Origin of the sequence: Yoonia sp. 2307UL14-13, from assembly GCF_037572755.1 — a bacterium.
In the GTDB taxonomy this organism is placed as follows: domain Bacteria; phylum Pseudomonadota; class Alphaproteobacteria; order Rhodobacterales; family Rhodobacteraceae; genus Yoonia.
Window position 1 is genome coordinate 419,448 of sequence record NZ_JBBIFZ010000001.1, and the last position, 24,864, is coordinate 444,311.

Annotated in this window: 27 protein-coding genes; 14 read left to right on the forward strand and 13 right to left on the reverse strand. The window is 58.0% G+C overall.

Going from position 1 to position 24,864, the window contains the following annotated elements; genetic code table 11:
* Positions 1-55: 55 nt before the first annotated feature.
* A complete protein-coding gene (locus V8J85_RS02190) occupies positions 56-505 on the forward strand; it encodes a hypothetical protein (protein WP_339951773.1) in 450 nt (149 codons plus the stop codon).
* Positions 492-869 carry a cell division protein ZapA gene (locus tag V8J85_RS02195; RefSeq protein WP_339951775.1) on the forward strand — a complete coding sequence of 126 codons (378 nt, stop codon included), beginning with the start codon at positions 492-494 and terminating at the stop codon, positions 867-869. Before V8J85_RS02190 ends, V8J85_RS02195 begins: the two co-directional genes overlap by 14 nt.
* Here V8J85_RS02195 and grxD read toward each other — a convergent pair.
* The 7 genes from grxD to V8J85_RS02230 all read right to left on the reverse strand — a co-directional run bounded on the left by grxD (position 866) and on the right by V8J85_RS02230 (position 7,075).
* Positions 866-1,225: a Grx4 family monothiol glutaredoxin gene (grxD, locus tag V8J85_RS02200; RefSeq protein ID WP_339951777.1), complete on the reverse strand. Its 360-nt coding sequence runs from the start codon at positions 1,223-1,225 to the stop codon at positions 866-868. The genes V8J85_RS02195 and grxD overlap by 4 nt on opposite strands.
* Positions 1,222-1,476, reverse strand: a complete 255-nt coding sequence (locus tag V8J85_RS02205) for a hypothetical protein (protein WP_339951779.1) — start codon at positions 1,474-1,476, stop codon at positions 1,222-1,224. Before V8J85_RS02205 ends, grxD begins: the two co-directional genes overlap by 4 nt.
* A complete protein-coding gene (locus V8J85_RS02210) occupies positions 1,476-1,706 on the reverse strand; it encodes a BolA/IbaG family iron-sulfur metabolism protein (protein ID WP_339951781.1) in 231 nt (76 codons plus the stop codon). Before V8J85_RS02210 ends, V8J85_RS02205 begins: the two co-directional genes overlap by 1 nt.
* A gap of 101 nt (positions 1,707-1,807) precedes the next feature.
* Positions 1,808-3,967, reverse strand: a complete 2,160-nt coding sequence (purL, locus tag V8J85_RS02215) for a phosphoribosylformylglycinamidine synthase subunit PurL (RefSeq protein WP_339951783.1) — start codon at positions 3,965-3,967, stop codon at positions 1,808-1,810.
* Between the two features lie 121 nt (positions 3,968-4,088).
* Complete coding sequence (locus V8J85_RS02220; protein WP_339953057.1) at positions 4,089-4,286, reverse strand: CsbD family protein; 198 nt, start codon at positions 4,284-4,286, stop codon at positions 4,089-4,091.
* 251 nt (positions 4,287-4,537) lie between these two features.
* A complete protein-coding gene (locus tag V8J85_RS02225; protein WP_339951785.1) occupies positions 4,538-5,995 on the reverse strand; it encodes a hypothetical protein in 1,458 nt (485 codons plus the stop codon).
* Between the two features lie 174 nt (positions 5,996-6,169).
* A complete protein-coding gene (locus V8J85_RS02230; RefSeq protein ID WP_339951787.1) occupies positions 6,170-7,075 on the reverse strand; it encodes a LysR family transcriptional regulator in 906 nt (301 codons plus the stop codon).
* 159 nt (positions 7,076-7,234) lie between these two features.
* Here V8J85_RS02230 and V8J85_RS02235 point away from each other — a divergent pair, with 159 nt between their 5' ends.
* The gene (locus V8J85_RS02235; RefSeq protein ID WP_339951789.1) at positions 7,235-10,651 is read left to right on the forward strand and encodes an indolepyruvate ferredoxin oxidoreductase family protein; all 3,417 of its coding nucleotides are present in this window, start codon (positions 7,235-7,237) and stop codon (positions 10,649-10,651) included.
* Positions 10,652-10,693: 42 nt separating this feature from the next.
* On the opposite strand, the gene V8J85_RS02240 is transcribed toward V8J85_RS02235, so the two are convergent.
* On the reverse strand, positions 10,694-11,416 hold the full coding sequence (locus V8J85_RS02240; protein WP_339951791.1) for a hypothetical protein: 723 nt from the start codon (positions 11,414-11,416) through the stop codon (positions 10,694-10,696).
* Between the two features lie 388 nt (positions 11,417-11,804).
* Between V8J85_RS02240 and V8J85_RS02245 the strand changes: the two genes are divergently transcribed.
* The 11 genes from V8J85_RS02245 (at position 11,805) to V8J85_RS02295 (ending at position 20,104) form a co-directional block, all read left to right on the forward strand.
* Positions 11,805-12,707: a lysophospholipid acyltransferase family protein gene (locus tag V8J85_RS02245; RefSeq protein ID WP_339951793.1), complete on the forward strand. Its 903-nt coding sequence runs from the start codon at positions 11,805-11,807 to the stop codon at positions 12,705-12,707.
* Positions 12,685-13,497, forward strand: coding sequence for a glutamate racemase (locus V8J85_RS02250; protein ID WP_339951795.1), 813 nt, complete (start codon positions 12,685-12,687; stop codon positions 13,495-13,497). Before V8J85_RS02245 ends, V8J85_RS02250 begins: the two co-directional genes overlap by 23 nt.
* A gap of 36 nt (positions 13,498-13,533) precedes the next feature.
* The gene (gene argC / locus V8J85_RS02255; protein ID WP_339951797.1) at positions 13,534-14,562 is read left to right on the forward strand and encodes an N-acetyl-gamma-glutamyl-phosphate reductase; all 1,029 of its coding nucleotides are present in this window, start codon (positions 13,534-13,536) and stop codon (positions 14,560-14,562) included.
* Positions 14,563-14,570: 8 nt separating this feature from the next.
* On the forward strand, positions 14,571-15,029 hold the full coding sequence (gene ccmE / locus V8J85_RS02260; protein ID WP_339951799.1) for a cytochrome c maturation protein CcmE: 459 nt from the start codon (positions 14,571-14,573) through the stop codon (positions 15,027-15,029).
* 45 nt (positions 15,030-15,074) lie between these two features.
* Entirely contained in the window at positions 15,075-15,686 is a 612-nt protein-coding gene (locus V8J85_RS02265; protein WP_339951801.1) for a holin-associated N-acetylmuramidase, read from the forward strand.
* On the forward strand, positions 15,677-16,180 hold the full coding sequence (locus V8J85_RS02270) for a holin family protein (RefSeq protein ID WP_339951803.1): 504 nt from the start codon (positions 15,677-15,679) through the stop codon (positions 16,178-16,180). The genes V8J85_RS02265 and V8J85_RS02270 overlap by 10 nt, the downstream gene beginning before the upstream one ends.
* Positions 16,173-16,376 carry a pseudouridine synthase gene (locus V8J85_RS02275; protein ID WP_339951805.1) on the forward strand — a complete coding sequence of 68 codons (204 nt, stop codon included), beginning with the start codon at positions 16,173-16,175 and terminating at the stop codon, positions 16,374-16,376. Before V8J85_RS02270 ends, V8J85_RS02275 begins: the two co-directional genes overlap by 8 nt.
* Positions 16,373-16,771 carry a hypothetical protein gene (locus V8J85_RS02280; protein WP_339951807.1) on the forward strand — a complete coding sequence of 133 codons (399 nt, stop codon included), beginning with the start codon at positions 16,373-16,375 and terminating at the stop codon, positions 16,769-16,771. Before V8J85_RS02275 ends, V8J85_RS02280 begins: the two co-directional genes overlap by 4 nt.
* A 75-nt stretch (positions 16,772-16,846) precedes the next feature.
* Entirely contained in the window at positions 16,847-18,820 is a 1,974-nt protein-coding gene (locus tag V8J85_RS02285) for a heme lyase CcmF/NrfE family subunit (RefSeq protein WP_339951809.1), read from the forward strand.
* Positions 18,817-19,257 (forward strand): cytochrome c-type biogenesis protein, encoded by a 441-nt coding sequence (locus V8J85_RS02290; protein WP_339951811.1) that lies wholly within the window; start codon positions 18,817-18,819, stop codon positions 19,255-19,257. Before V8J85_RS02285 ends, V8J85_RS02290 begins: the two co-directional genes overlap by 4 nt.
* Positions 19,258-19,327: 70 nt before the next feature.
* A complete protein-coding gene (locus tag V8J85_RS02295) occupies positions 19,328-20,104 on the forward strand; it encodes an enoyl-CoA hydratase-related protein (protein ID WP_339951813.1) in 777 nt (258 codons plus the stop codon).
* Here V8J85_RS02295 and V8J85_RS02300 read toward each other — a convergent pair.
* From V8J85_RS02300 to gltX, 5 genes are all read right to left on the reverse strand, one after another.
* Complete coding sequence (locus V8J85_RS02300; protein WP_339951815.1) at positions 20,089-20,688, reverse strand: DUF2087 domain-containing protein; 600 nt, start codon at positions 20,686-20,688, stop codon at positions 20,089-20,091. The two genes, V8J85_RS02295 and V8J85_RS02300, sit on opposite strands and share 16 nt — an antisense overlap.
* A gap of 53 nt (positions 20,689-20,741) precedes the next feature.
* Complete coding sequence (locus V8J85_RS02305; protein ID WP_339951817.1) at positions 20,742-21,248, reverse strand: GNAT family N-acetyltransferase; 507 nt, start codon at positions 21,246-21,248, stop codon at positions 20,742-20,744.
* A complete protein-coding gene (locus V8J85_RS02310; protein ID WP_339951819.1) occupies positions 21,245-21,997 on the reverse strand; it encodes a PDZ domain-containing protein in 753 nt (250 codons plus the stop codon). Before V8J85_RS02310 ends, V8J85_RS02305 begins: the two co-directional genes overlap by 4 nt.
* A 78-nt stretch (positions 21,998-22,075) precedes the next feature.
* Positions 22,076-23,371, reverse strand: coding sequence for a citrate synthase (locus V8J85_RS02315; RefSeq protein WP_339951821.1), 1,296 nt, complete (start codon positions 23,369-23,371; stop codon positions 22,076-22,078).
* Between the two features lie 96 nt (positions 23,372-23,467).
* Complete coding sequence (gene gltX, locus V8J85_RS02320; RefSeq protein WP_339951823.1) at positions 23,468-24,862, reverse strand: glutamate--tRNA ligase; 1,395 nt, start codon at positions 24,860-24,862, stop codon at positions 23,468-23,470.
* Positions 24,863-24,864 lie beyond the last annotated feature (2 nt).

A 24,864-nucleotide genomic window follows, 5' to 3' on the forward strand; every position in this document is an offset into this window, starting at 1 on the left:
GGGGCAACCGACTGCGTCGCAGGCCCCTTAGGCGGGGGTGTGAAAGGACGGGCGGATGAGTGACATAAGTGCATTGGAACGACGGATCACAGCTGCGCTGGACCGGATCAGGCAGGGTGTGGCGACACACGCTGGCGGTAGTGATGCTTTGGCTGCCGAGCAGGCCAAGAATGCGGAACTGGTGCGCCGGGTTGAAGAGCTGAAGGCGCGCCAGGATACGCAGGTGGCCGATTTGACCGCGAAGGTCGCGGCACAGAAAGAGCAGCTGAAGGCGCTGGATGGACAGTTGCAGGGTTTGCGGCAATCGAATGCGCAGATGCGTGAGATGAACACGGCGTTGCGCGAGGCGGTGACTCAGGGCCTGGCGCCGGAATTGGTGGATCAGGCGGTAGCGTCAGAGATTGCCGCATTGCAGGCGCAGCGTGCCGCCGATGCTGCCGAACTGGATGCGATTTTGGCGGAACTGACCCCGTTGATGAAGGAGGCGACACATGCCGCAGATTGAGATCAAGATCGGGGGCCGGAGTTTTGAAGTTGCCTGTCAGGATGGCGAAGAGCATTTCCTGCATTCTGCCGCCGCGATGTTGGATGTGGAAGCGTCGCATTTGGCAGACCAGATCGGGCGCATGCCGGAAGCACGGATGTTGCTGATGGCGGGGCTGATGCTGGCCGACAAGACGGCCGGGCTGGAGGACAAGCTGCGCGAGTCGGAGGCCGAGGCCGCACAGCTGCGCGCGCATGTCGAGACGATGCAATCGCGCGCGCCCGAGCGGATCGAGGTGCCGGTCGTGCCGCAGGCGGTGACGGATGCGCTGGCCGAGATTGCAGCGCGGGCCGAGGCGCTGGCGGATCAGGTGGAAGCGAACTAACCGTTCGCTTCGCGGATTTTGTCGGCGGCGTCTTTATCGAAGTTCACGCCGTTTTCAGAGAAGAGCGTGTCGAGTTCGCCTGAAAGCGTCATTTCCGTGATGATGTCGCAGCCTCCGACGAATTCACCTTTGACGTAAAGCTGCGGGATTGTCGGCCAGTCGGAATAATCCTTGATCCCCTGGCGAATGTCGTCATCGGCGAGGACGTTGATGTCGCTGTATTCGACGCCCATGAAATTCAAAACGCCAGCGACGCGGGATGAAAAGCCGCATTGTGGCATGGTTTTCGTGCCTTTCATGAAAAGGACGACGTCGTTGTTGGTGACGGTTTCTTTGATCTGGTCTTGGGCTGTCATTTTTGTCTCGCTTTTTCTGGCACAAAGGCCTTGGCGTGGATTTGCGGGTCCTTTGTGAAGGACTGGTCGACTGTATCGGTGAAGCAGGTGGTCCCGCTAACGATGATCTTATCAATCGCGCTATGTTCGGGCTCGATTCCTCGGTTTTGCTTTCGTGCAAATCGCTTTTTCTGCTCAAAGCGAATTATCTGCCAGGCGCCAATCACTATGAAGAGTGCGGCAATACCGTAAATGTAGAAGCTGGCGCCCATCAGTCGGGTGCCTTGGTCGTCAGAGCCAAGGCGTGGAGTTCGCCGCTGTCGATTTTGGGCTTTACCACCGCCATCACGGCCCGTTGTTGCTGGATGCGGTTCATGCCGCGGAAACTTTCGTCGATCACCATGCCTTGGAAATGCGCGCCGTCATTGCCCTCGATCTGTATCGTGGCGTTGGGGAAGCTGTCGCGCAGCAGCGTTTCGATTTCGTGGGCTGTGATGGGCATGTCTGTCCTCGGCTGTTGCGTTTAAGCTATGTGCGTCCGCGCCGGTGGACAAGGGCGGAGCCTCCGGCGGGAGTATTTTTGGCGAAATGATAAGGTGATTGTTACGCGAGTGCGGTTGCGAAAGATGTCCGGAAAACATGGGTAAGGTCGGCGAGTGGTGCGCTTTGGCTGCCGAAGGTGATCTGGTCACCGCCAACTTTGCCGATTGTCGTGAGTATGATGCCGGTTTGATTGGCGGCGATCATCAGCGCCTCGGCCTGGTCGAAATTGCAGGCGATGAGATATCGCGCCTGGTCTTCGCCGAAGAGGGTGGGGGTGTCTTCCACGTCGAGGGTGATACCAATTTGGGCCTCTTCCGCGAGTTCGAAGGCGGCGAGGGCGAGGCCGCCATCGCTGAGGTCGGTGCAGGCTTTGATGTAGGTGTGGTTGGCGCGGATGAAATCGCCGTTTTGCCTTTCGGCGACGAGATCGACCGGCGGCGCGTCGCCTTCGCTGCGTCCGTAAACTTCGGCCAGCAGTGCGGATTGACCCAGATGGCCCTTGGTTTCCCCAAGCAGCAGTAGAACATGGCCTTCGCGGATTTGCCCCGTGATCATGAGGTCGGGGTGATTGATCAGTCCGACCGCCCCGATGGTGGGGGTCGGCAGAATCCCCTTGCCGTCGGTTTCATTATAGAGCGACACGTTGCCCGAGACGATGGGCATGTCGAGTGCCTTGACGGCTTCGCCGATGCCCTGAATGGCCCCAACGAATTGCCCCATGATTTCAGGCTTTTCTGGGTTGCCGAAATTCATGTTGTCTGTCGTGGCGAGGGGTTTGGCGCCAACTGCAGTGAGGTTACGATAAGCTTCGGCCACGGCCTGTTTACCGCCTTCCACTGGGTTTGCCTTGATGTAGCGCGGTGTGACGTCGCAGGTGAAGGCAAGTGCCTTGTCGGTGCCGTGGACCCGGACGATGCCGGACCCATGGCCCGGGGTGCGGGCGGTGTCGGCCATGACCTGGCTGTCATATTGTTCGTAGACCCATTGTTTGCCCGCATAATTCGGACTGCTGATCAGGGCTTTGAGTCCGTCGATGGGATGCACGCCGGGGATTTCGCCGAGCAGTTCGGCGGGCGGTGTGGGCTCCCACGGCCGGTCATATTCGGGGGCGCTGCCGGAGAGTTTGGCGAGGGGCAGATCGGCCATGACCTTGCCGTTGTGTTCGACGATGAACCGGTCTTCGGCGATGGTTTCGCCGACGATGGCAAAGTCGAGGTCCCATTTTTCGAAGACGGCACGGGCCTCGGCCTCGAGTTCCGGTTTGAGGACCATGAGCATGCGTTCCTGGGATTCTGACAGCATCATCTCGTAGGCGGTCATGTCGTCTTCGCGCTGGGGGACGGCATCGAGGTTGAGTTTGACGCCAAGCCCGCCCTTGTCGCCCATTTCGACGGCAGAACAGGTGAGACCCGCCGCGCCCATATCCTGAATGCTGATGACGGCCCCGGTGGCCATGAGTTCCAGCGTCGCCTCCATCAGGCGTTTTTCGGTGAAGGGGTCGCCGACCTGGACGGTTGGCCGCTTTTCCTCGATCGTGTCGTCGAATTCGGCGCTGGCCATGGTGGCGCCGCCGACGCCGTCGCGCCCGGTTTTTGCGCCGAGATAAACGACGGGCATGCCGATGCCGCTCGCTGCAGAGTAGAAGATTTTGTCGGCGTCGGCGAGCCCTGCCGCGAAGGCGTTGACGAGACAGTTGCCATTATAGGCGGGGTCAAAGCGCACTTCGCCGCCGACCGTTGGGACGCCGAAACAGTTGCCGTAGCCGCCGATGCCGGCGACGACGCCGTTGACGAGTTGTCTGGTTTTCGGGTGCGACGGTTCGCCAAAGCTGAGCGAGTTCATCGCGGCGATGGGGCGCGCGCCCATGGTGAAGACGTCGCGGAGGATGCCGCCGACGCCGGTGGCCGCGCCTTGATACGGTTCGATGTAACTGGGGTGGTTGTGGCTTTCCATCTTGAACACGACGGCCTGGCCATCGCCGATATCGACGACGCCCGCGTTTTCACCGGGGCCGCAGATGACGTGGTGTCCTTCGGTGGGCAGGGTGCGCAGCCATTTCTTGGAAGACTTGTAGGAGCAATGCTCGTTCCACATCGCCGAGAAGATGCCGAGTTCGGTGAAGGTCGGTTCCCGGTTCAGGATGCGGAGGATGTCGGCGTATTCGTCGGGTTTGAGGCCGTGGGCGGCGATCAGGTCTTCGGTGATTTGTGGTTCGTGCATCTGTACCTCCGCCAGGTTGGGCGATGCTTTAGGCCATGGCGGCGGGAGGGGCAACGGATTTGGTGTGTACCAAAGGAAAAGCCGGGCGCGTCGCCCGGCTGTATCAGATATCGCGGATCGTTTAGAGGCTGTTGATGAAGTCGTTGACCTCTTTCTTCGCCTCTTCTTTCGATTTGCCATACTTCGCCTGGATCTTGCCTTCGAGTGCTTCGCGGTCGCCCTGCACCTCGTCGACTTCGTCATTTGTCAGTTCGCCCCACTTGGCCTGCGCCTGACCTTTGAATTGTTTCCAGTTACCTTGAATTTGATCCCAGTTCATCGTGCTCTCCATTTCAGCGTTGCTGTGAAGAGTAAACACATAGCGGTCGCCGACGTTCCGATACGCCCCAAAAAAAAGCCGGGCACAAGGCCCGGCAAAGTCCAACAGGGAGGTGAATTCGATGAGCGTTAGAGCATCATCGCCTTCGATCCTTGAGATAGGGTGCGATTTTTGACCATTCAAGAAAAATCGCCCGTTCGATGCGCAAACCAGATATGTGTTGCATGCATGGCTCAGTCATAGGTTGTATGTCAGTTTCCTTTTTCGGCTAAGATCGCATTGACCTTTTCCTGAAAGTTGCGCTGTTCGAACGGGTTGTCTGGCAAGTAGACCTCGACCCACGCGGCGGCATGCGCGCTGACCCCACCGCCGGAAAAACGTGCCGCACGATCGAGGTAAAAACCAGCGGTGCCGATGAGGCAGTTACCGTATTCCGCACGGAGGGCTGCGCACAGGTCCAGAATTTCCGCAAGAAAGGCTGTGCGCTCTTGGGGTATTTCATGGGTGCGATTTTCGTCGGTATCGGGCAGGAAGGCCGAGACGAAATCCCCGCCTTTGATCCGCGTTACGTTCCCGATCGCGTAATTGGGCACGTCGCCGACGAGGACGGCACCGGCCTGGGCCGCTTCGATCAGGTTTGTCGTCGCGCTGATGCCGAGTGTTTCGGTAAACCAGTGATCGTAGGCGTCGAAGCCTTTGTCCTGTCCGAACAGCAGGTTGCCATCGAGCGAATTTCCACGTTTCGCCCCGTTCCAGGCGCCCCAGCTTTCGTCGGGTTTGCGGTAGGGGGTGGTCATGCATTCCAGATCGCCGAGTTCGCTGTCATAATGGTAAAAGTCGGGCGGCGTGTCGAAATCAGCGGTGCGCACTGCCTCGAAACTTGCGTTTCCGATATTGCCGGTGAGGGCGGATGTTCTGTTCGAGATCATGGCGATATGGGCGATGTCGACGCCCCCGGTGGCGTGAATTTTCCACATGACGCCGCCATAGCTTTGAAGGGCGAGGTAGAGCGGCCCGCTGCTGTCGGTGACGACGACGTCGATCACGCCCAGCGTCCATCGTGGGATGGACATCATGCCGATCGAGTGCCCTTCCTCGAGCGCTTCTTTCGTTTGGCGTTCGATAACTTCGTGAATGCTGTCCTGATAGACCAGCTGGATCGGGGCCAGCATGTTTGGGCGCATGACGTTGACGTTCGCCAGCTTTTCATTCGGACGGATGGCGCGGAGCGTGCAGTTTTCGTTGGTGTCGAATGGCGTGATCGCACCGTGTGGGTGATTTGGACCGGTCGGCTGGAAGTTTGTGAAGACTTCATTCAACGCGACGGGTGCGTCACCGTCGGTGACAGCGTGGCCCATGCCGATCACCGCGCCCATGCGATCCGTCGTGACCGGTTCGGTGGGCGGTGCGGGATGTGCACGAGAAGGTGCGATGAGGGTCAGGTTGCGCGCCGCTTCTCTTTCGGCCAACTGCTCTTGCGCCTGTTTCTCTGCCGAGGCGAAAGCCGGGCCTAGAAGGATGCTTCCGCCGCTGTTCATCGTCGGAAGGCTGACATTCGATATGGCGTCCAGCTGGGCTGTGACCGTGCCTTTGAGAGAGGCATACGTTTCGCTTTTGCAGAAGGCGATGGCACCGGCGCCATCGACGAGGGCGATGCCGGCGATAAAGACGAGGCTGATAATCAGCTTACCGCTGCCCTCGGATGTCACAATGGCAGAGTCATCGGCTGTGTGGCCCTTTTGTTCCTCGATCCGCTAAAGTCTTTCGGCGAAAGCCTTTTTGTCCATGTCGGAAAATCCTGCTGCGTTTTCCGGCGGATTAGGCAAGCATTGCGGCAGGATTTTGAACCAATCGGGATGAAAATTCGACGGGTAGGGTATTGGTCAGAGCCCGGCGCTTTCGCGAATTTTCTTGCGATGGCTGAAGATTTCCTCCTGCACGAAATCCCGGAAGGCGCTGATCCGTTTGGATTGCCGCAATTCTTCGGGATAGGCGAGGAAAACGGGGACTTCCCCAGATTCGAGGTCCGGGAGAACGCGGATGAGATCGGGGAAATCTTCGGTGACATAATCAGGCAGGACGCCGATGCCGAGGTTGTTGAGGATCCCCTGCAGAACACCGAAATAATTGTTGACCGTGAACAGGTTGGGGATGTCGTAGGTCAGCAGGTGCTGGACGAGTGTGGCCCCCGCCGCGACCTGGATCGAATTGAGGCTTTGGCAGATCAGCCGGTGCTGGCTGATCTGGCTGACGTTGGTGGGTGTACCGTTTTTTTCCACATAGCTTTCGGAGGCGTAAAGCCGCATCCGCACTGACATCAGCCGTTTGCGGATCAGATCAGCCTGGGACGGTTCCTTCATGCGGATCGCGACGTCGGCTTCGCGCATGGGCAGGTCGAGCACGCGCTCTTCCAGCATCAGGTCGATTTTGAGGTCGGGGTATTGTTCGTACAGTTTCGGCAGACGCGGGGCGAGCCAGAGGGTTCCGAAGCCGGTCGTCGTCGTCACGCGGAGTTCGCCGAACACCTCTTCCTCGCTGTCGCGGATGCGTGCGGACGCGGCCTCGAGCCGTCTGTTCATCGACTTCGTCGCGTCGAACAGCAATTCGCCCTGTTCAGTCAGGATCAACCCGCGGGCGTGCCGATGGAACAGGGTCGTGTTGAGTGATTCTTCGAGTGCACGGATTTGCCGTGAAACGGCCGATTGCGACAGGTGCAGCGTGTCACCCGCGTGGGTGAGCGAACCGGCATCGGCGACGGCGTGAAATATTCTTAGTTTGTCCCAGTCCATGAAGCCCTGCCTGCCGCGCCGTTACCGTTATCATTAACCGATCATTACGCGAAGGGTCTTAATGGTTGCAAATCGGTCATGCGACAAAAATCTGCTTTGTAGGTCAGCATTTGTGACCTATGATATACCTTAGGTAAGGTTCACGCAGGGGAGTGCTTGATGACCGCCCAGAATGTTTCACTCAACGACCGTTATGATCTGGAGAAATCGCCGGTTCTGATGAATGGGACGCAGGCGCTGGTCCGGTTGATGCTGATGCAGAAGGCGCGGGATCGCGCGGCTGGATTGAGCACGGCAGGTTATGTGACCGGCTATCGCGGGTCGCCCTTGGGCGCGGTCGATATGCAGATGACGCGGGCCAATGCGGTGTTGGAGCCTGACGATATCAAGTTTCAACTTGGGTTGAACGAGGATTTGGCGGCGACCGCGTTGTGGGGCTCTCAGCAGGCGGAGTTGCGCGGTGAGGGCAAGTATGATGGTGTTTTCGGTCTTTGGTATGGCAAAGGCCCAGGTGTCGACCGTACTGGCGATGTGATGCGCCATGCCAATATGGCCGGGACGTCGCCGCATGGCGGTGTCATCATGGCCATGGGCGATGATCATACGGGTGAGAGCTCTACCACGTTACACCAGTCGGACTGGGCGATGGTCGATGCATATATGCCGATTGTGTCGCCCGCTGGGGTGCAGGAAATCCTTGATTATGGCCTCTATGCCTGGGAATTGTCGCGCTATGCGGGCGTCTGGGTCGGGCTAAAGACCATGAAGGATACGATCGAGGTGACCTCGGTCGTGGATGGCGATCCGCATCGGTTATCGTTTGTGCGCCCGACCATGGAATTGCCGGAGGGGGGGCTGAACATCCGGCTGGTCGATACGCCGCAGCTGCAGGAAGCGCGGATGATCGATTACAAGCGGTTTGCGGCAGAGGCGTTTAGCCGCGCGAACCGGATGGATCAGCGAAAATGGGGCAAACCGGGTGCGAAGATCGGCTTTGTTGCCGCGGGGAAGAACTGGCTGGATTTGCAGCATGCTTTGTCGCTGTTGAACATTGACGAGGCCGAGGCCGAGCGATTGGGGATTACGACTTACAAGGTCGGGCAGGTCTGGCCGCTGGATATGGCGTCGTTCCACGAATGGGCCGAGGGGCTCGACCTGATCGTCGTCGTCGAGGAAAAGCGCAAGTTGATCGAGGTTCAGGTGAAAGAGGCGATCTTTGATGATCGTCGCGGGCGTCGTGTTTATGGCTGGCATAAGGGGGACGAGCATTCCGAAGGCCGCCGGGAGGAGGTGTTTCCGACGAAGGGCGCGCTGGATCCAATTTGGATTGCCGAAAAGATCGGGTCGGTCCTGGTCGAAGAGGGCTGTGGGTCGGAGGGCGTGAAAGCGGGTCTGGCGCAGCTGTCAGAGGCACGGAGGGCGGATAATGCGCCGGAAATCGCGGCGCGGTTGCCGTATTTCTGTTCGGGCTGTCCGCATAATTCGTCGACCAAAGTGCCAGAGGGTTCGCGCGCTTATGCCGGGATTGGCTGCCATTACATGGTGCAATGGATGGATCGTGCGACGGTCGGCTTTACCCAGATGGGCGGTGAAGGGGCCAACTGGGTCGGTGAGGCCCCGTTTTCGACGCGCGACCATGTGTTTCAGAATTTGGGCGATGGCACCTACAACCATTCGGGCGTGCAGGCCATTCGCTTTGCGATGATGGCGGGGACGAATATCACTTACAAGATCCTGTACAATGACGCCGTCGCCATGACCGGCGGGCAGGGCAATGATGGCGGCCTGACCGCTGACCAGATCTGCCGCGAATTGCAGGCAATGGGAGTGCGAAATATCGCGCTTGTCTACGATGAGAAGGAAGATGTCGACCTTTCCCTGTTTCCTATAGGATTGGATGTGCATGAGCGGGTGGATATGCCTGCCGTGCAAGAGAAGTTCAGCAAATACAAGGGCGTGTCAGCCATTGTGTATGTGCAGACCTGTGCCGCGGAAAAGCGGCGGCGGCGAAAGCGTGGACAGTTTCCTGATCCGGACAAGCGGGTCTTTATTAACACGGAGGTTTGTGAAGGTTGCGGTGATTGTGGGGTGCAATCCAACTGTGTGTCCATCGTGCCGATCGAGACGGAATTGGGTCGCAAGCGGGCGATCGATCAGTCGTCCTGCAACAAGGATTATTCTTGTGTGAAAGGGTTCTGCCCGTCATTCGTAACAATTCAGGGCGCGAAAATCAGAAAAGAGGCGACGGCGGATGTCGATCTGCCGGAAATGCCGGAGCCGGAGTTGCCCACGATCGAGGGCACGCACAACGTGGTGATTACCGGCGTTGGTGGCACCGGTGTGGTGACTATTGGGGCCGTCATGGCGATGGCCGCCCATATGGACGGCAAGGGGGCTGGCATGATGGAGATGGCTGGCCTCGCCCAGAAGGGTGGCGCGGTGCATATCCATTGCCGGATCGCGGAAAAGCCGGGGGATATCAATGCGATCCGTGTTGCGGCAGGCGAATGCGATGCGTTGATCGGGGGCGATCTTGTGGTCAGCGCGGGGGCCAAGACGATTGGTCTGATGAAGACCGGGCGGACGAAGGGAGTGGTGAATTCGCACGAGATCATCACAGGCGATTTTACCCGTGATACCGCGTTCAAGCTGCCGACGGACCAGTTGGAGGTCGCCTTGCAGGCTCGGTTGGGTGATGGCCTGTCCATGTTCGATGCGTCGGAATTGGCCAAGGCGTTGTTGGGCGACAGTATCTTTTCCAACATGATGATCTTTGGTGCGGCCTGGCAGATGGGGGCGATCCCGCTGAGCTTTGGGGCGATCACCGAGGCGATCAAGCTGAATGGTGCATCGGTAGAGCGGAACCTGCGCGCGTTTGATCTGGGGCGGTGGGCCTATCTTTATCCGGATGATGCGGCGGCGATCTTGATCCCGAAAGTGGTGCAGTTGCCGAAGTCACTGGATGACAAGATCGCGTTTCGTGAAGAACACCTTATGAAGTATCAGGGTAAGCGTCTGGCCCGCCGCTATCGTCGCTTTGTCGATCAATTTCAGGACGGGCCGCTGCGCGAGGCGGTCGCCAAAGGCTATCACAAGCTGCTTGCTTACAAGGATGAATATGAGGTGGCCCGCTTGCTGGCCGATACGAAGGCAAAGGCAGAGGCGGCGTTCGACGGCGATTTGACGCTGACCCACCATCTAGCCCCACCAATACTATCGAAAATCGGGCCGGATGGCCGTCCGCTGAAAAAGGAATACGGGGCCTGGATGGCTTGGGCGTTTCCGAAGATGGCGAAGTTGAAGTTTCTACGGGGCACGCCATTCGATCCGTTTGGTCGGACAGCCGAACGCAGAATGGAGCGGGCGCTGATCAAGGAATATGAGGCGGATATGGCCGAGGTGCTGAAAATTTTGCGCCCTGATACCCGGGACGCTGCGATTGCCTTGGCGGCGCTTCCCTTGGACATTCGTGGTTTCGGCCCTGTGAAAGAGGCGAACGCCCAGAAGGCGGCCAAGCGGCGCGAGGAATTGCTGGCGGTATTGCGCGCGCAGCCGATGCAAGAGGCAGCTGAATGAGAAGTTGACTACAGCATGCGCATGAGTGTTTTGCGCGGGGGATCAATCGACGACAAAGGCACCACTTTCCCAACCGAATTCATCGGCTTCGGTATTCGTGTGACGGATGGCAATGCCGCCGACCGCCTCATTCCCTTCCGGGCCGACAATCATACCATCGTATTGGTGTCGGTGCGCGACATCGAAATCTTCTGCGATCATGGCACCGCCACTGATGTCCCCGGTAAAGCGACCGGCTGAAACGTCGGTCTCTTGGAGAATGACATCTTCGAAAACATTCCCCGCGCTATCGATCCGTTCGCTGATGCGGCCCTGGACTGTCGCATTCGTGTAGTTCAGATCGAGTTCGGTCGCACCGTAGATATACGTGAACTCTTTGGTGTCGCGTATCGCGCTGAAGTAGCCAAAGTAATCGCCGGATAATGTCGCTGACCCTGTCGTCGGCATCTCTGTTTCGATATGACGGGCCATCCCTTGATAGCCACCAAAACTCGGATGCGCCGATATAAACGTCACGCTGCCTCCGCCACTTTCGGTTTCGCCACGAAACCCCTCGAAATTGTAGGTTCGGGTAAAGCCGCCACCGCCTGGAAGATCTTCGATGACTTGGCCATCATAAAGTTTGAAACCCGTCGTTCCGACCGGACTTTGATCATCCGCGAGGCTGATTTGAAATGTGCCGCCCGAGCGGGATGGTTTGGTGATCGTTTCATTCGTTGCGTCGTATTGGACGTTCGAACTGAACTGTGATCTGAAACCATACATTGCCGGTGCAACCTGATTGTCGGGTATTGCAGCGGTATCTGACTGGCTTGCGCCTGATGAACCACCTCCGCATGCGGCCAAAAGGGACAAAACCAACCCTGCAACGGACATATTTGTGTATTTCGTTGACGAGGCCGTCATGTCTTTTCCCCACTCATTCAGATACATTTTTACGTGGTGTCAGAGCCGTTGGATGCTCTGCTTTGAGCAGAATTGCTAAAGACAGATTGCGTTCGAAATATGGAAAAGATTTAGATAAGTTGCGAATAAGCTTGATGTTGATTTCGGACGACATCACGGATTTTCATTGGCGGTGTGCGAAGCACTTGCTGAGGATTGCCGCGATGCTGCATAACGTTGTAAAATAACAGTTGAGGCATGATGCCCGATGAAAAATCATCACGTCGCGCGTGATATTACCTATGCCAATTCGGCGAAGGGCCGCCCGGGCCGGGCGATGATCCGAGTGATGGAAAACGCGACCGGCCGCCTGAAGCTGATCCGCAAGGCGAGAGGTTATGACCTGGAGGTCGCGCGCGGTCAGGATTTTTGGGAGGTGATAACCGAACGTTATGGCATCAGGTTGGACGTTGTAGGCGGTTCGCTGGAGCACATTCCCGATAAAGGGGCGGTGATTGTCGTTTCAAATCATCCTTACGGTATTCTGGACGGTTTGATGATGGGGCGCATTCTGTCGATGCGTCGCAAGGGTGAGTTTCGGGTGCTGGCGCACAAGGTTTTCCGCCGCGCCGCCGACCTGGAACGAGTCATCTTGCCGATTTCCTTCGATGAAACGAAAGAGGCGGCGCGCCTGAACCTCGAGACGCGGGCGGCGGCGATCCAGTATCTGAAAGACGGTGGAGCGATCGGGATATTTCCGGGTGGTACCGTGTCGACCTCGGCCAAGCCGTTTTCGCGACCGATGGACCCCAGTTGGCGGAATTTCACGGCTAAGATGATCGCGAAATCCGATGCCGTCGTGGTGCCCGTGTTCTTTGAGGGCGGGAATAGCCGCATTTTTCAACTGGCGAGCCATTTGCACTATACCTTGCGGATGGGCCTTTTGATCCGGGAATTCAAGGCGCGCATCAACAAGCCAGTCCGCGTTGTCGTGGGTGATCCGATCCCGTCGGCGGTTCTGGATCAATACCGAAAAGACCCGAAAGGATGCATGGATTTCCTGCGCAAAGCCACGTATGACCTGAGCCCGAAGCCTATCGACGCGAGCCGATTGGGCCATGAGTTCGAGGACAGATACAAGGTGAGCAATGGCCGTCGGGATCTTCGATAGCGGTTTGGGTGGGCTGACGGTGCTGGACGCCGTCGCCAAGCGTCTGCCTGATTTACCGATTGTCTATCTTGGGGACAGTGCCCATTCGCCTTACGGCGTGCGAACCCCCGATGATATATACGATCTGACGACCGCTGCCACGCAGCGCCTTTTCGATGCGGGCTGTGATCTGGTGATTTTGGCATGCAATACCGCCTCTGCCGCGGCGTTGCGCCGGATGCAGGAAGGCTGGGTGCCTGACGGCAAGCGCGTGCTAGGTGTTTTTGTGCCGCTGATCGAGGCGCTGACGGAACGGCATTGGGGTGACAATTCGCCACCGCGAGAAGTAGCGGTGAAGCATGTTGCCTTGTTTGCCACCCCTACGACGGTGAGCAGTCGGGCGTTTCAACGGGAGTTGGCCTTTCGGGCGATCGGCGTGGACGTCGAGGCGCAGGCCTGCGGGGGTGTGGTCGATGCGATCGAGGATGGCGACATGATCCTGGCCGAGGCGTTGGTGAAATCGCATGTCGATGCGCTGAAGCGGAAGATGCCCAATCCCGATGCCGCGGTGCTTGGGTGTACCCATTATCCTTTGATGCATGATCAGTTTCAGGATGCGCTGGGCGCTGATGTGAAGGTATTTTCACAAGCATCATTGGTCGCGGAAAGCCTTGCCGACTATCTGACGCGGCATCCCAAAATGGCCGGGCCGGGCATGGAGAGTGCGTTTTTGACAACGGGTGATCCCGGTCGCGTGTCGAGCCGTGCAACGCAGTTTTTGCGACGACAAATCACGTTTGAAGCCGCATAAACCTTTCCAAGACATTCATCCCAAAGGGATATCGAAATGACCCATAACGTCGCCATTCTTGGCGCTTCTGGCTATACCGGGGCAGAGCTTGTCCGGTTGATTGCCACGCATCCCAGCCTGAACATTGTCGGGCTGTCCGGAAATTCAAAGGCCGGGATGGCCATGGCGGCGGTGTTTCCGCATCTACGCCATCTTGACCTGCCGTGTCTGACCACGATTGAAGAGATGTCGTTCGATGGCGTCGAGATCGTGTTTTGCGGGTTGCCGCATGCGACCTCACAAAAGGTGATTGCTGGCCTGCCCGATCACGTGCGGATCGTCGATATGTCTGCCGATTTCCGGCTGCGTGACCCGGCGGATTACGAGAAATGGTATGGCAAGCCCCATGCCGCGCCGGAATTGCAAAAGACAGCCGTGTATGGGCTGACCGAGTTCTATCGCGATCAGATCAAGGATGCGCGGTTGGTCGCGGGCACGGGCTGCAATGCGGCGACGGGTCAGTATGCTCTGAGACCTTTGATTGCGGCGGGTATGATTGATCTGGATCACATCGTCATGGACCTGAAGGCAGCAGTATCCGGGGCAGGGCGCGCGTTGAAGGAGAACCTGTTGCATGCGGAATTGTCAGAAGGGGCGCATGGGTATGCTGTGGGGGGCATGCACCGGCATCTGGGCGAGTTTGATCAGGAATTCACAGCTGTTGCTGGTCGCCCCGTGTACATCCAGTTTACGCCGCATCTAATTCCCGCCAACCGCGGCATTTTGGCGACAACCTATGTGCAAGGGGACCCCAGCGCCATATATGACACGCTGGCCGCAGTTTACGCGGCCGAGCCGTTTATCGAGGTTCTACCGATGGGACAGCATCCGTCGATCAAGCATATCCGGGCGAGCAATTTCTGCCATATCGGGGTGGTCGCCGACCGCGTGCCCGGGCGGGCGATTGTGATTGCGGCGCTGGATAACCTGACTAAGGGGTCGTCAGGGCAGGCTTTGCAGAATGCCAATCTGATGTTGGGGCTGCCCGAGACGGAAGGCCTGATGCTGGCGCCGGTGTTTCCATGAGTGGGGGTTTGAAAAGTCTGAAAAAACGGCGGCGTATTCAGGTGATGTCACTTGCCGGGATCAGTATGGCGCTGGTGTTGGTGCTATTGTGGTTTCTGCCGGATGACAGTTTTCAGTTCTTCCGGTCACCGAGTGAAGTGTCAGAAGCGCCACCATCCCCGGCCGAGCGTTTTCGCATTGGCGGGTTGGTTGAGGCAGGGTCCTTGGTGCGTGGGCAGGGTGAGCAGATCAGCTTTCTTGTGACCGATGGCGGGGCATCTGTGCCGGTGGTTTACACCGGTATTCTGCCTGACCTGTTCGAGGAGGGTCAGGGAATGGTCGCGCAGGGAAATTACATCAACGGTCGCTTTGAAGCGGTTGAAATTCTTGCCAAACACGATGAGACATATATGCCAACCGAGGTGGTCGATGCTCTGAAAGAACAGGGTGTCTACAAACCAACGGACGGTGCCACAGTCACGAATTAACCATTTGCCCGCAGCTTTCTTGTCGATTGGACAAGAGGGCTGCACATGCACAATGTCAAAGAAATTGCCGAGGAAATCGTCGCCCGCGAGGGCGGCTATGTGAATGACCCGGATGATCCGGGTGGTGCGACAAAGTATGGCGTGACGATCCATACGATGCGCCGTCTGGGATTGGACCTGACGGCGGATGGTCGGATCGATGAGGCGGATGTGAAGGTGCTGACCAAGGCACGTGCCATCTCGATCTTTATCGAGCATTATTTCCGTCGTCCGAAAATCGATCAGCTGCCCGAGGTGCTGCATGCAACCGTGTTCGACATGTATGTCAATGCGGGTGCAAATGCTGTGAAAATCCTGCAGAGGCTGTTGGGCGATATGCGCATCAGCGTCACCGTTGATGGCGTGATCGGGCCACAGACGATTGCTGCGACGAAAAAGGCGCTGGAGGCGGCGCCGAAGCACTTTGTCGATGCCTACGGGATCGCGCGTCGCAGTTATTACTACGATCTGGCCGACCGTCGCGTGAACAGCCGCAAATATGCCCGCCGCCGGGATGGCGGGAAGGGCGGGTGGATCGCCCGAGCCGAAGAGTTCATCGCGCCCCGTTACCACTATACCGACGCACAACATGCACAGAGGACCGCGAAATGGGGTTGATTGGTGGTCTGATGACATTTCTATTCGGTGATGGTCGCAACGTGGTGGTCGAAACGGCAGAGGTCTTTACCGAGAATGCCGAGAAAGGTGCGGTGCGCGCGGCGAGCGCCCGGGCGGAGAGTTTGGAGCAATTCGCGGCGGAGTTCGTGCATCCGCGCCGTGGGCTGTTCGACCGGTTGGTCGATGGGTTGAATCGGCTGCCGCGGCCGGCCTTGGCCTTAGGCACGATCTGGCTGTTCGTGACCGCAATGCAAAGCCCCGAGGTTTTCGCCGAGGGTATGAAAGGCATGGCATTGGTGCCAGAGCCGCTTTGGTGGCTGATGGGGGCGATCGTCAGCTTTTACTTTGGCGCACGTCATCAGGCAAAAGGTCAAGAATTTCAGCAATCTATCGCGCGGAGTTTAATGGCTGCGCAATACCTGAAAGAGGCTGAAGCACCTGCACCGATCGTGGATAATGCCGCCTTGCGGGATTGGTGGCGTGATCATGGATAGCGAATGGATCGAAGCGGTCGACCGCCGTTTGACGGCGCTCGAGACCCGTAATGCGGTGGACGAGGTGCATCGCAGCAACGTGTCGGATCGGCTGGGCGCGATCGAAGATACGCTGAAGTGGTTGGTCCGGCTGATTATCGGTGGCCTGCTGATGGCCGCGCTGACCTATGCCGTCCAGGGGGGACTTGCCCAATGACAAGGGTATTGATCGCGGCCTCTGCGCTGTTGACGGTCATGTTCATCAACGCGGTCGGTGGACGTATTGAAGGTTATCTGTTTCCGGTTGTCACGCCGGGTAGCATTGAGCGGTTAGAGCGCGTGGGCGAGACCAGAACCCGCATTTGGGGCCGCTCTGCGCGGTTGCGCGATTGTTCGTTCGATCAACTGGTCTGGTTTTTGGGCGATAACGACCACGCGGCGCGGGCCGATCTGGTGTTCGAGGAAGGCACCAAGGTTCGCGGCGACGGTACGTTTTCGTTCGGACCTTGGGTGGTGCAGTTGACCCCTGAGCAACTGCAAGACCGATCTTATGCAGTTGTTTATCATCGTTGCCATATCTTCTGGCTGACCGAGACTCGCTTCTACCGCTAGGGCGCGCCGAAATGTAGCGCCGATTTGACCGGGGTGACCATGTTGCCCCGGTTCGCTTTGCGCTATGTCTGGTGCATGTTGGTGGAACTTGGACATTTCGCGCTGATTCTGGCGTTCGGCGTGGCGATCGTGCAGATGATCGTGCCGATGATCGGCGCGCATCGTGGGCATGCCGGTTGGATGGCCTTGGCCGACCCTGCGGCAACGACCCAATTCTTGCTGACGGCCTTTTCTTTTGCGGCGCTGACCTGGGCGTTTGTCACGTCCGACTTTTCGCTGCAGTTGGTGTATCAGAACTCCCATACCGATAAGCCGATGATCTACAAGATCACTGGTGTGTGGGGTAACCACGAAGGGTCGATGCTGTTATGGGTGTTGATCCTGACGCTGTTCGGCGCCTCGGCCGCGTGGTTTGGCGGCAATTTACCTACGCGACTGAAAGCGCGGGTGCTGGCTGTGCAGTCGTCGATCGCTGTCGCGTTCTTCGTCTTTATCCTGTTCACGTCGAACCCGTTTCTGCGCCTGTCGGTACCGCCTCTGAATGGTCGTGATCTAAATCCGCTGTTGCAGGACCCCGGCTTGGCCTTTCACCCGCCGTTTCTTTATCTTGGCTATGTCGGCCTGAGCATGGCGTTTTCGTTCGCTGTTGCCGCACTGATCGAAGGGCGCGTTGATGCCGCATGGGGCCGCTGGGTTCGCCCGTGGACGTTGGCCGCCTGGATGTTCCTGACCGTCGGGATCGCATTGGGGTCCTGGTGGGCCTATTACGAGCTGGGTTGGGGCGGCTTTTGGTTCTGGGATCCGGTCGAAAATGCGTCGTTCATGCCATGGCTGATTGCGGCAGCCTTGTTGCATTCGGCCATTGTCGTGGAAAAGCGCGAGGCGTTGAAATCGTGGACGATCCTTCTGGCGATCCTCGCTTTCGGGTTTTCGTTGCTGGGTGCATTTATCGTCCGGTCGGGCGTTCTGACCTCGGTCCATGCTTTTGCCAATGATCCTGAGCGTGGGATGTTGATCTTGCTGATCCTCGCATTCTACCTGGGCGGTGCGCTGACCCTTTTTGCTATGCGGGCTGGCGCGATGGATGCAAAGGGTGTCTTTTCGACTGTAAGCCGTGAGAGCGCGCTGATCCTGAACAACATCCTGTTGGCCGTCAGCTGCTTTGTCGTCTTTATTGGGACGATTTGGCCCCTGGTCGCCGAGATTATGTTCGACCGGACGTTGTCCGTAGGGCCACCATTCTTCGACGCTGCCTTTACCCCGTTCATGGTTGCGTTGGCGGTCGTTCTGCCGCTTGGCTCTATCATTGCGTGGAAACGTGGGAATTTCGATCGCGCCGGGAAGGCCTTGGGGGCATGGTTGATCCTGGCCGTCGCTTGCGCGGGTTTGGCCTATGCCGTGCAAAGCGGAAATTCTGCGCTTGGCCCGATTGGTTTGGCGCTGGGTATCTGGGTTGTGGGTGGCGCCCTGTCGGATTTATGGATGCGGTCGGGCCGCGATGGTTGGCGGGAACGACTGCGTCGCATGGGCCGTTTGCCCCGGGCGGATTGGGGAAAAGCGGTCGCCCATATGGGGATGGGCGTGACCATCTTTGGGGTCGCCGCGCTGCTGGCGTGGGAGCGCGAGGATATCCGCGTGGCCGATATTGGCGATCGTTGGTCGGTCGGACAGTTCGCATTCCAGTTGGATGATGTGCAGCGGCTGCAAGGGCCCAATTACGTGACGACGATGGCCGATATCTCGGTCTGGCGGGGCGAAGAGCAGGTCACTTCGCTGCGCCCCGAAAAGCGGTTCTATCCCGTAGCAGGCATGCCGACGACTGAAGCAGCAATCAGCAACGGCGTGTTGCGTGACCTTTACGTCGTGATTGGCGATCCGCAGACGAATGGCGGGTGGGCCGTGCGTGTCTATATCAAACCGTTCGCCAACTGGATCTGGGGTGGCGCCATTCTGATGGCTTTGGGTGGTTGTATCTCGCTTTCTGACCGGCGGCTACGGGTCGGGGCGGCGGCACCTAAAAAGATGCCCAAAGCGGTTCCTGCTGAATGAGGTGGCTGGCATTGATCGTCGTGTTGCTTGCCACGCCGGTATGGGCGGTGGAGCCGGGCGAAATGCTGGACGATCCTGTGCTCGAAGACAGGGCGCGCGCCTTGTCGCAGGGGTTGCGCTGCCCGGTTTGCCGCAACGAGAGCATCGACGAAAGCAATGCGACCCTCGCGAAAGAACTGCGCATTGTACTGCGTGAACGACTGGTCGCCGGTGATAGTGACCGGGAAGCGCTGGACTACATGGTTGCCCGCTATGGTGAATTTGTGCTGCTGCAGCCCGATACACGTGGCGCTAATCTGATCCTGTGGCTTGCGGCACCGGCGCTGTTGATTGTCGCCCTGGGTGTCGGTTGGACAACGATTCGCCGGAAGCGTGCGACGCCTGAGACCCTCACAGAGGCTGAACAGGCCGAGCTGGACAAAATAATGCGGTCGTGACGCCCGGTTGCTCTTTTCTGAACCGATTGGTTCATTAGATTGAGCGCAACGCAATCAGGGAAGGCGCGGCATGGATTATCAAGCGATTACACTGGTGGTACGGAACGGGGTGGCGGTGATTACGCTGAATCGTCCGGAATTGATGAATGCGCTGAACACGCAAATGCGGGCAGAGATCACACATGCGGTGAAAGCAGCGGAAAAGGATGCGCGGGTCCTGATCATGACAGGTGCGGGCAAATCCTTCTGTTCGGGTCAGGACCTTGGGGATGCTGGATCGGGGGGTGCGTTGGATCTCGAACGGACCCTACGGGATGAATATGTGCCGATGCTCAAGGCGATCTTTGATTGCCGTATTCCGACGATTGCGGCTGTAAACGGGCCGGCGGCGGGCGCGGGGGCCAATCTGGCACTGGCAGCCGATGTAGTGATTGCGTCAGAGGCCGCTTATTTCGTGCAGGCCTTTACCCGGATCGGCCTGATCCCGGATGCGGGCGGAACATATTGGTTGCCACGCCAAATGGGTGCGGCGAAGGCGATGGGCGCCGCGCTGTTCGGCGACAAGATTTCCGCGCAGGACGCGGCGGATTGGGGGATGATCTATGAAACCGCCCCGGCGGAGACGTTTCTGGAGCATGTGCAGGCACGTGCGGCGCAGCTCGCTCAGGGTCCCACGGTGGCGTACCGGCAGTTGAAGAAGGCGATCCGTGGGTCGTTCGAGAATTCACTGGATGCGCAACTCGCGCTCGAGGCCAAGCTGCAAGGCCGCTGTGGCCAGACCCGCGATTTCCAGGAAGGGGTCATGGCCTTTTTGGAGAAACGTCCGGCCCGTTACGAAGGGCGCTGAACCGCCGCGATCAGTTGCAACGCCTCGGGTGGAGGGGCGCGCTCGATCCGGCGGTAGGTTTTGCCGTCGGTCGTCCGCTCTGCCAGTCGGTGGTCGATTAAGGATCGACGGAGTAGGGCGTGATCGCCGAAACTGTTGCCGGATGTGAGGATCGTATTGATCTGCTTTTCGGTCAGGTCGGTTCTGGCGGGCAGCTGCGTCCAGAACACCCAGAGGCAAAGCCCCTGAACCGCTGTCTGGTTCGGCCACCGGATCATGATACCGTTTGCGTCAAAGACCCTGAGTGCTTTTTCCAGTTGCTTGCTATCGGCAGGCTTGGCTGCTGGTTTGGCGGCTTTCAGATGCTGATAGTTTTGGTAACCGGCGGCCTTGGCCACCAATGTCAACATCTTGCTGTGACCCGGCGTGCCTTCTTCCCGGATCAGGCTTTGTCTTAGGGTCCTAGTAAATGTCGAAAGATCATCGATCTTCAATGATGTTATGGCGCGTGGCATGGACTGGCCTTTCTTGATTGCCGGCCCGGTGAACGGGTGATGGTCGCCCTTGTCGTCCGGCTGAGAAAGATCAGCGGTTTTGTGTGCCAATATCAGGTTTAGCGAGATGGCGACGCCTTGGTGAACTGATGACCACCTTTGAGTTAACGCAGGTCGGTAGGGCGGTTCAATGCGAAATAGACACTGTCGGACCAGATCCCGTTGATGAAGAATGTCTTTTCAGCCCGATGTGTTTCGTGAAAGCCGAGTTTGCGAAGCAGAGCGCATGAGGCGGCGTTGTTGGGATCGGCATCCGCCATCAGATGATCGTGGTCGGTGACGTTCCACAGGTGGGGGATGACGACCGTCATCGCCTCGGTCAGGATGCCTTGCCGCCAGTATTCGGGGCTGAGCATGAAGCCGACTTCGTTGTCCTGAAAGTTGCCGCAGTTCCCGATGTAGGTGTCGTTGATAGTGATTTGAAAGGTCAGCGGGGCCTCTTGCCAGCGCGCAATGCGGCGGTCGAGGACCTCTTTGGTGACCTCCCTTGTTTCATGAGGGGCCGTCGACCAATAGCGCATCGCCTTTGGATCGCTGAAGACCTCAAACATCGGTTCCAGATCGTCGGGGCGCGGTTCACGCAGGATCAACCGTTTGGTCGCCAATATCATGGGTTTTGGAAACGATCTTGTATGTAGTCCGCGATTGCAGGCTCTACAGCAGCGATAAGCGCCGCGTCGGACAGATTTTCACCGTCAAGCGTAGTGGACGCAACACATGTGCTCCCCCAATAAGGCATACTGATGAGTATGCGGCGGCTGCCCCGTACAAAGTAAACCCGTGTTTGGTAGTTCCGCTCGTGGAGGGCTTGTAAAGCGATATGAGCATCATCGCAGCGGAATCCGCGATTTTCGTTGAACAGCATCGGCAAGATGGCGGTTTTCTCGGCCTCGGTCGGGTGTGACAACTTGCTCACTCTGCAATCGACGTTTCCAAGCGCCCTGACAAGACCTAATGGAATCGGGTCGGTTCGCCCAATTCTGACGGTAGCCGGTGAGCGGTTTTCCCGCGTAAATACCATGTCTTCGCCGATTTCTTTCGCGTCAAAAAGCGCGTTAATCGTGGCCTGATCTGACATCGCGACGCCGTCGATTTCCATCACAAGATCGCCGACCTCCAAACCGGCTGATTTCGCCGGGCTTAGTGGCGTAACATCCGTAAGTGTTATGCCGAACGCGCCGTAAGAATAGCGTATCCCGATCCAAGGGCTTTGCGACGTCAGATTGTCGAGTAGTGCGTCGCGGTCCAGCCATTCGGGCACGCCAAGGTCTTGTATTTCAACCTCGATGGGGCAAGGGTCACCTGCGCTCGCGACAGCGGGTGAAAAAAGAAGTGAAAGAACAATCAGTGGGATTTTCATCTGCAACGCTCCGCATGTGCAATGCATATTTTCAGCATGTTTCACGAATGAAAAGGGCCGCTGCAGCGGCCCCATCACTTAGCGTTTTTCGATGTCCACATAGTCTCGCGCCATCTCGCCCAGGTACAGCTGGCGTGGCCGTCCGATTTTCAGCTGTGGATCGGCAAGCTGTTCTTTCCATTGGGAAATCCAGCCGACCGTCCGCGCCAGCGCAAAGATCGGTGTGAACATCGAGGTGGGGAAACCCATCGCCTCGAGGATGATACCCGAATAGAAATCGACATTCGGGAACAGCTTTTTGTCGGCAAAGTAAGGATCGGCCAGTGCCTGTTTTTCCAGTTCCTTCGCCACCTGCAGGATCGGGTTGTTTTCGACGCCAAGCAGGTCGAGCACCTCATCCGCACTTTCCTTCATCACGGTCGCGCGGGGGTCGAAGTTTTTGTAAACGCGGTGGCCAAAGCCCATCAGGCGATAGCTGTCGTTCTTGTCCTTCGCGCGGGCGATGAATTCAGGGATCCGATCCGGTGTGCCGATTTCCTTGAGCATTTCCAGGCACGCCTGGTTGGCCCCACCATGTGCGGGGCCCCAGAGGCAGGCGATGCCGGCGGCGATACAGGCGAACGGGTTGGCCCCGGATGACGAGGCGAGACGCACGGTCGAGGTTGATGCGTTCTGTTCGTGATCGGCATGCAGGGTAAAGATGCGGTCCATCGCGCGGGCGAGGATCGGATCAACGTGGTACTCCTCGGCCGGGACCGAGAAACACATGTTCAGGAAATTCGACGCATAATCGAGATCATTTCGCGGATACACGAAGGGTTGGCCGATCGAATACTTGTAAGCCATCGCCGCCACTGTCGGCATTTTGGCGATCAGGCGGATCGTGGCAACCTCGCGCTGGTGAGGGTCGTTGATATCGGTCGAGTCGTGGTAGAATGCAGACATTGCGCCAACCACCCCGACCATCGTCGCCATGGGATGTGCGTCGCGGCGGAAGCCGCGGAAGAAGTTGTGCATCTGCTCGTGAATCATCGTGTGGTTCGTCACGAGCGATTCAAACTCTTCCAACTTTTCGGCAGAGGGGAGTTCGCCGTAAAGCAGCAGGTAACAAACCTCGAGGTAATGAGATTTGCTGGCCAACTGATCGATCGGATAGCCGCGATGCAAAAGCTCGCCCTTTTCTCCGTCGATGAATGTTATCGTGCTGTCACAGGCGGCCGTGGATGTGAAGCCAGGATCGTAAGTAAAGACATCGGCCTGCGCATAGAGCTTGCGGATGTCAATGACGTCGGGGCCGCCGGTGGGCGTATGGACGGGCAATTCATAGCTTTTGCCTTTCAGCGTCAGTGTCGCGGTGTCGGTGTTTTCTGCCATATCTCTTCCCCTCTGGGGCCTGCGCACGCATTTTGCGTCGCCGGCGCGTCTTCACTCGTCGGTCGCCAGTTACCTACCATTCGTAACGAATTGGTTTCAGGCGCTGGCGTCCTGCAGGCGGGCGATGGTTTCATCTTGCCCCAGGACCAACATCATATCAAAGACACTCGGCGTCACCGCACGCCCCGCCAAAGCCGCACGCAGCGGCCCTGCCAGCTTGCCCAACTTCATGTCATGAGTTTCGGCAACCGAGGCTACGACACCTTCAAGAGCGTCACGTGTCCAGCTAGCATTTTGCAGATGCGGCGTCAATTCCGACAGTATACCACGGGATACATCATCAAGGTTCTTTGATGATTTCTCATCTGGCGTGATTGGGCGGTTTGTCAGGATAAAGTGGGCTTTCTCAAGAAGTTCCGGGAAGGTCTTTGCGCGTTCTTTAAGGCAGTACATGCCGCGTGCCATGCCGTCGAATTGTGCTTTGGTCAGTTCATCAGATCCAGTTGCCGTAAGGAAATTCCGTAATTCGTGCAGCAGCGCAGCATCATCGCTGGCTGCGATGTGCTGCCCGCAAATATTTTCCAGTTTTTTGAAGTCGAACCGCGCGGGTGATTTGCCGATACCGTCCAGATCAAACCATTCCTTGGCTTGCGCATCGCTGAAGAATTCGTCGTCCCCATGGCTCCAACCTAACCGTGCAAGATAGTTGCGCATTCCTGCGGCGGGATATCCCATGGTCTGATATTCGGACGCCCCGGTCGCACCATGCCGTTTTGACAGTTTTTTTCCATCGGGTCCGAAGATCAACGGAATATGAGCGAGCGTCGGCTTGTCCCACCCCATGCCTTCATAGATCAGGTTCTGGCGGAACGCATTGGCAAGGTGATCATCCCCACGAATAACGTGTGTTACGCCCATATCGTGATCATCCACCACCACGGCGAGCATGTAGACCGGTGTACCGTCCGAGCGCAGCAGGATCATGTCGTCCAGTTGGTCGTTTTGCCATGTGACATCGCCCTGTACCTCATCGTGCAAGGTCGTCTGCCCGTCACGCGGGGCCTTGATGCGGATCACGTGGGGCGCATCGGGATGGTCACCGTCTTGGGTGTCCCGCCAAGGCGATCTGAAAAGCGTCGAGGTTTTCTCGGCCCGTGCCTTTTCGCGAAAGGCTTCGATTTCTTCGGGGGTGCTGAAGCATTTGTAGGCCTGGCCATTGGCCAAAAGGGCGTTGGCCACCTCTACATGACGCTCTGCATTGCCGCTTTGGCTGATCGGATCGCCGTCCCAATCCAGGCCCAACCAGTTCATCCCGTCGAGGATGACTTGCGTATTCTCCGCCGTCGAACGGGCCTTGTCGGTGTCTTCGATCCGCAACAGGAATTGACCACCGCGTCCCCGGGCATAAAGCCAGTTGAACAGCGCCGTCCGCGCGCTGCCGATATGCAGGGCGCCGGTTGGTGATGGTGCGAAACGGGTGACGACGGACATGA

What these genes read in the sequence shown, in the direction of transcription:
- V8J85_RS02190 (WP_339951773.1), top strand. Translation starts at nt 56, where the DNA reads ATGAGTGACATAAGTGCATTGGAACGACGGATCACAGCTGCGCTGGAC.
- V8J85_RS02195 (WP_339951775.1), top strand. Translation starts at nt 492, where the DNA reads ATGCCGCAGATTGAGATCAAGATCGGGGGCCGGAGTTTTGAAGTTGCC.
- grxD (WP_339951777.1), bottom strand. Translation starts at nt 1,225, where the DNA reads ATGACAGCCCAAGACCAGATCAAAGAAACCGTCACCAACAACGACGTC.
- V8J85_RS02205 (WP_339951779.1), bottom strand. Translation starts at nt 1,476, where the DNA reads ATGGGCGCCAGCTTCTACATTTACGGTATTGCCGCACTCTTCATAGTG.
- V8J85_RS02210 (WP_339951781.1), bottom strand. Translation starts at nt 1,706, where the DNA reads ATGCCCATCACAGCCCACGAAATCGAAACGCTGCTGCGCGACAGCTTC.
- purL (WP_339951783.1), bottom strand. Translation starts at nt 3,967, where the DNA reads ATGCACGAACCACAAATCACCGAAGACCTGATCGCCGCCCACGGCCTC.
- V8J85_RS02220 (WP_339953057.1), bottom strand. Translation starts at nt 4,286, where the DNA reads ATGAACTGGGATCAAATTCAAGGTAACTGGAAACAATTCAAAGGTCAG.
- V8J85_RS02230 (WP_339951787.1), bottom strand. Translation starts at nt 7,075, where the DNA reads ATGGACTGGGACAAACTAAGAATATTTCACGCCGTCGCCGATGCCGGT.
- V8J85_RS02235 (WP_339951789.1), top strand. Translation starts at nt 7,235, where the DNA reads ATGACCGCCCAGAATGTTTCACTCAACGACCGTTATGATCTGGAGAAA.
- V8J85_RS02240 (WP_339951791.1), bottom strand. Translation starts at nt 11,416, where the DNA reads ATGTATGGTTTCAGATCACAGTTCAGTTCGAACGTCCAATACGACGCA.
- V8J85_RS02245 (WP_339951793.1), top strand. Translation starts at nt 11,805, where the DNA reads ATGAAAAATCATCACGTCGCGCGTGATATTACCTATGCCAATTCGGCG.
- V8J85_RS02250 (WP_339951795.1), top strand. Translation starts at nt 12,685, where the DNA reads ATGGCCGTCGGGATCTTCGATAGCGGTTTGGGTGGGCTGACGGTGCTG.
- argC (WP_339951797.1), top strand. Translation starts at nt 13,534, where the DNA reads ATGACCCATAACGTCGCCATTCTTGGCGCTTCTGGCTATACCGGGGCA.
- V8J85_RS02265 (WP_339951801.1), top strand. Translation starts at nt 15,075, where the DNA reads ATGCACAATGTCAAAGAAATTGCCGAGGAAATCGTCGCCCGCGAGGGC.
- V8J85_RS02270 (WP_339951803.1), top strand. Translation starts at nt 15,677, where the DNA reads ATGGGGTTGATTGGTGGTCTGATGACATTTCTATTCGGTGATGGTCGC.
- V8J85_RS02275 (WP_339951805.1), top strand. Translation starts at nt 16,173, where the DNA reads ATGGATAGCGAATGGATCGAAGCGGTCGACCGCCGTTTGACGGCGCTC.
- V8J85_RS02280 (WP_339951807.1), top strand. Translation starts at nt 16,373, where the DNA reads ATGACAAGGGTATTGATCGCGGCCTCTGCGCTGTTGACGGTCATGTTC.
- V8J85_RS02285 (WP_339951809.1), top strand. Translation starts at nt 16,847, where the DNA reads ATGTTGGTGGAACTTGGACATTTCGCGCTGATTCTGGCGTTCGGCGTG.
- V8J85_RS02290 (WP_339951811.1), top strand. Translation starts at nt 18,817, where the DNA reads ATGAGGTGGCTGGCATTGATCGTCGTGTTGCTTGCCACGCCGGTATGG.
- V8J85_RS02295 (WP_339951813.1), top strand. Translation starts at nt 19,328, where the DNA reads ATGGATTATCAAGCGATTACACTGGTGGTACGGAACGGGGTGGCGGTG.
- V8J85_RS02305 (WP_339951817.1), bottom strand. Translation starts at nt 21,248, where the DNA reads ATGATATTGGCGACCAAACGGTTGATCCTGCGTGAACCGCGCCCCGAC.
- V8J85_RS02310 (WP_339951819.1), bottom strand. Translation starts at nt 21,997, where the DNA reads ATGAAAATCCCACTGATTGTTCTTTCACTTCTTTTTTCACCCGCTGTC.
- V8J85_RS02315 (WP_339951821.1), bottom strand. Translation starts at nt 23,371, where the DNA reads ATGGCAGAAAACACCGACACCGCGACACTGACGCTGAAAGGCAAAAGC.
- gltX (WP_339951823.1), bottom strand. Translation starts at nt 24,862, where the DNA reads ATGTCCGTCGTCACCCGTTTCGCACCATCACCAACCGGCGCCCTGCAT.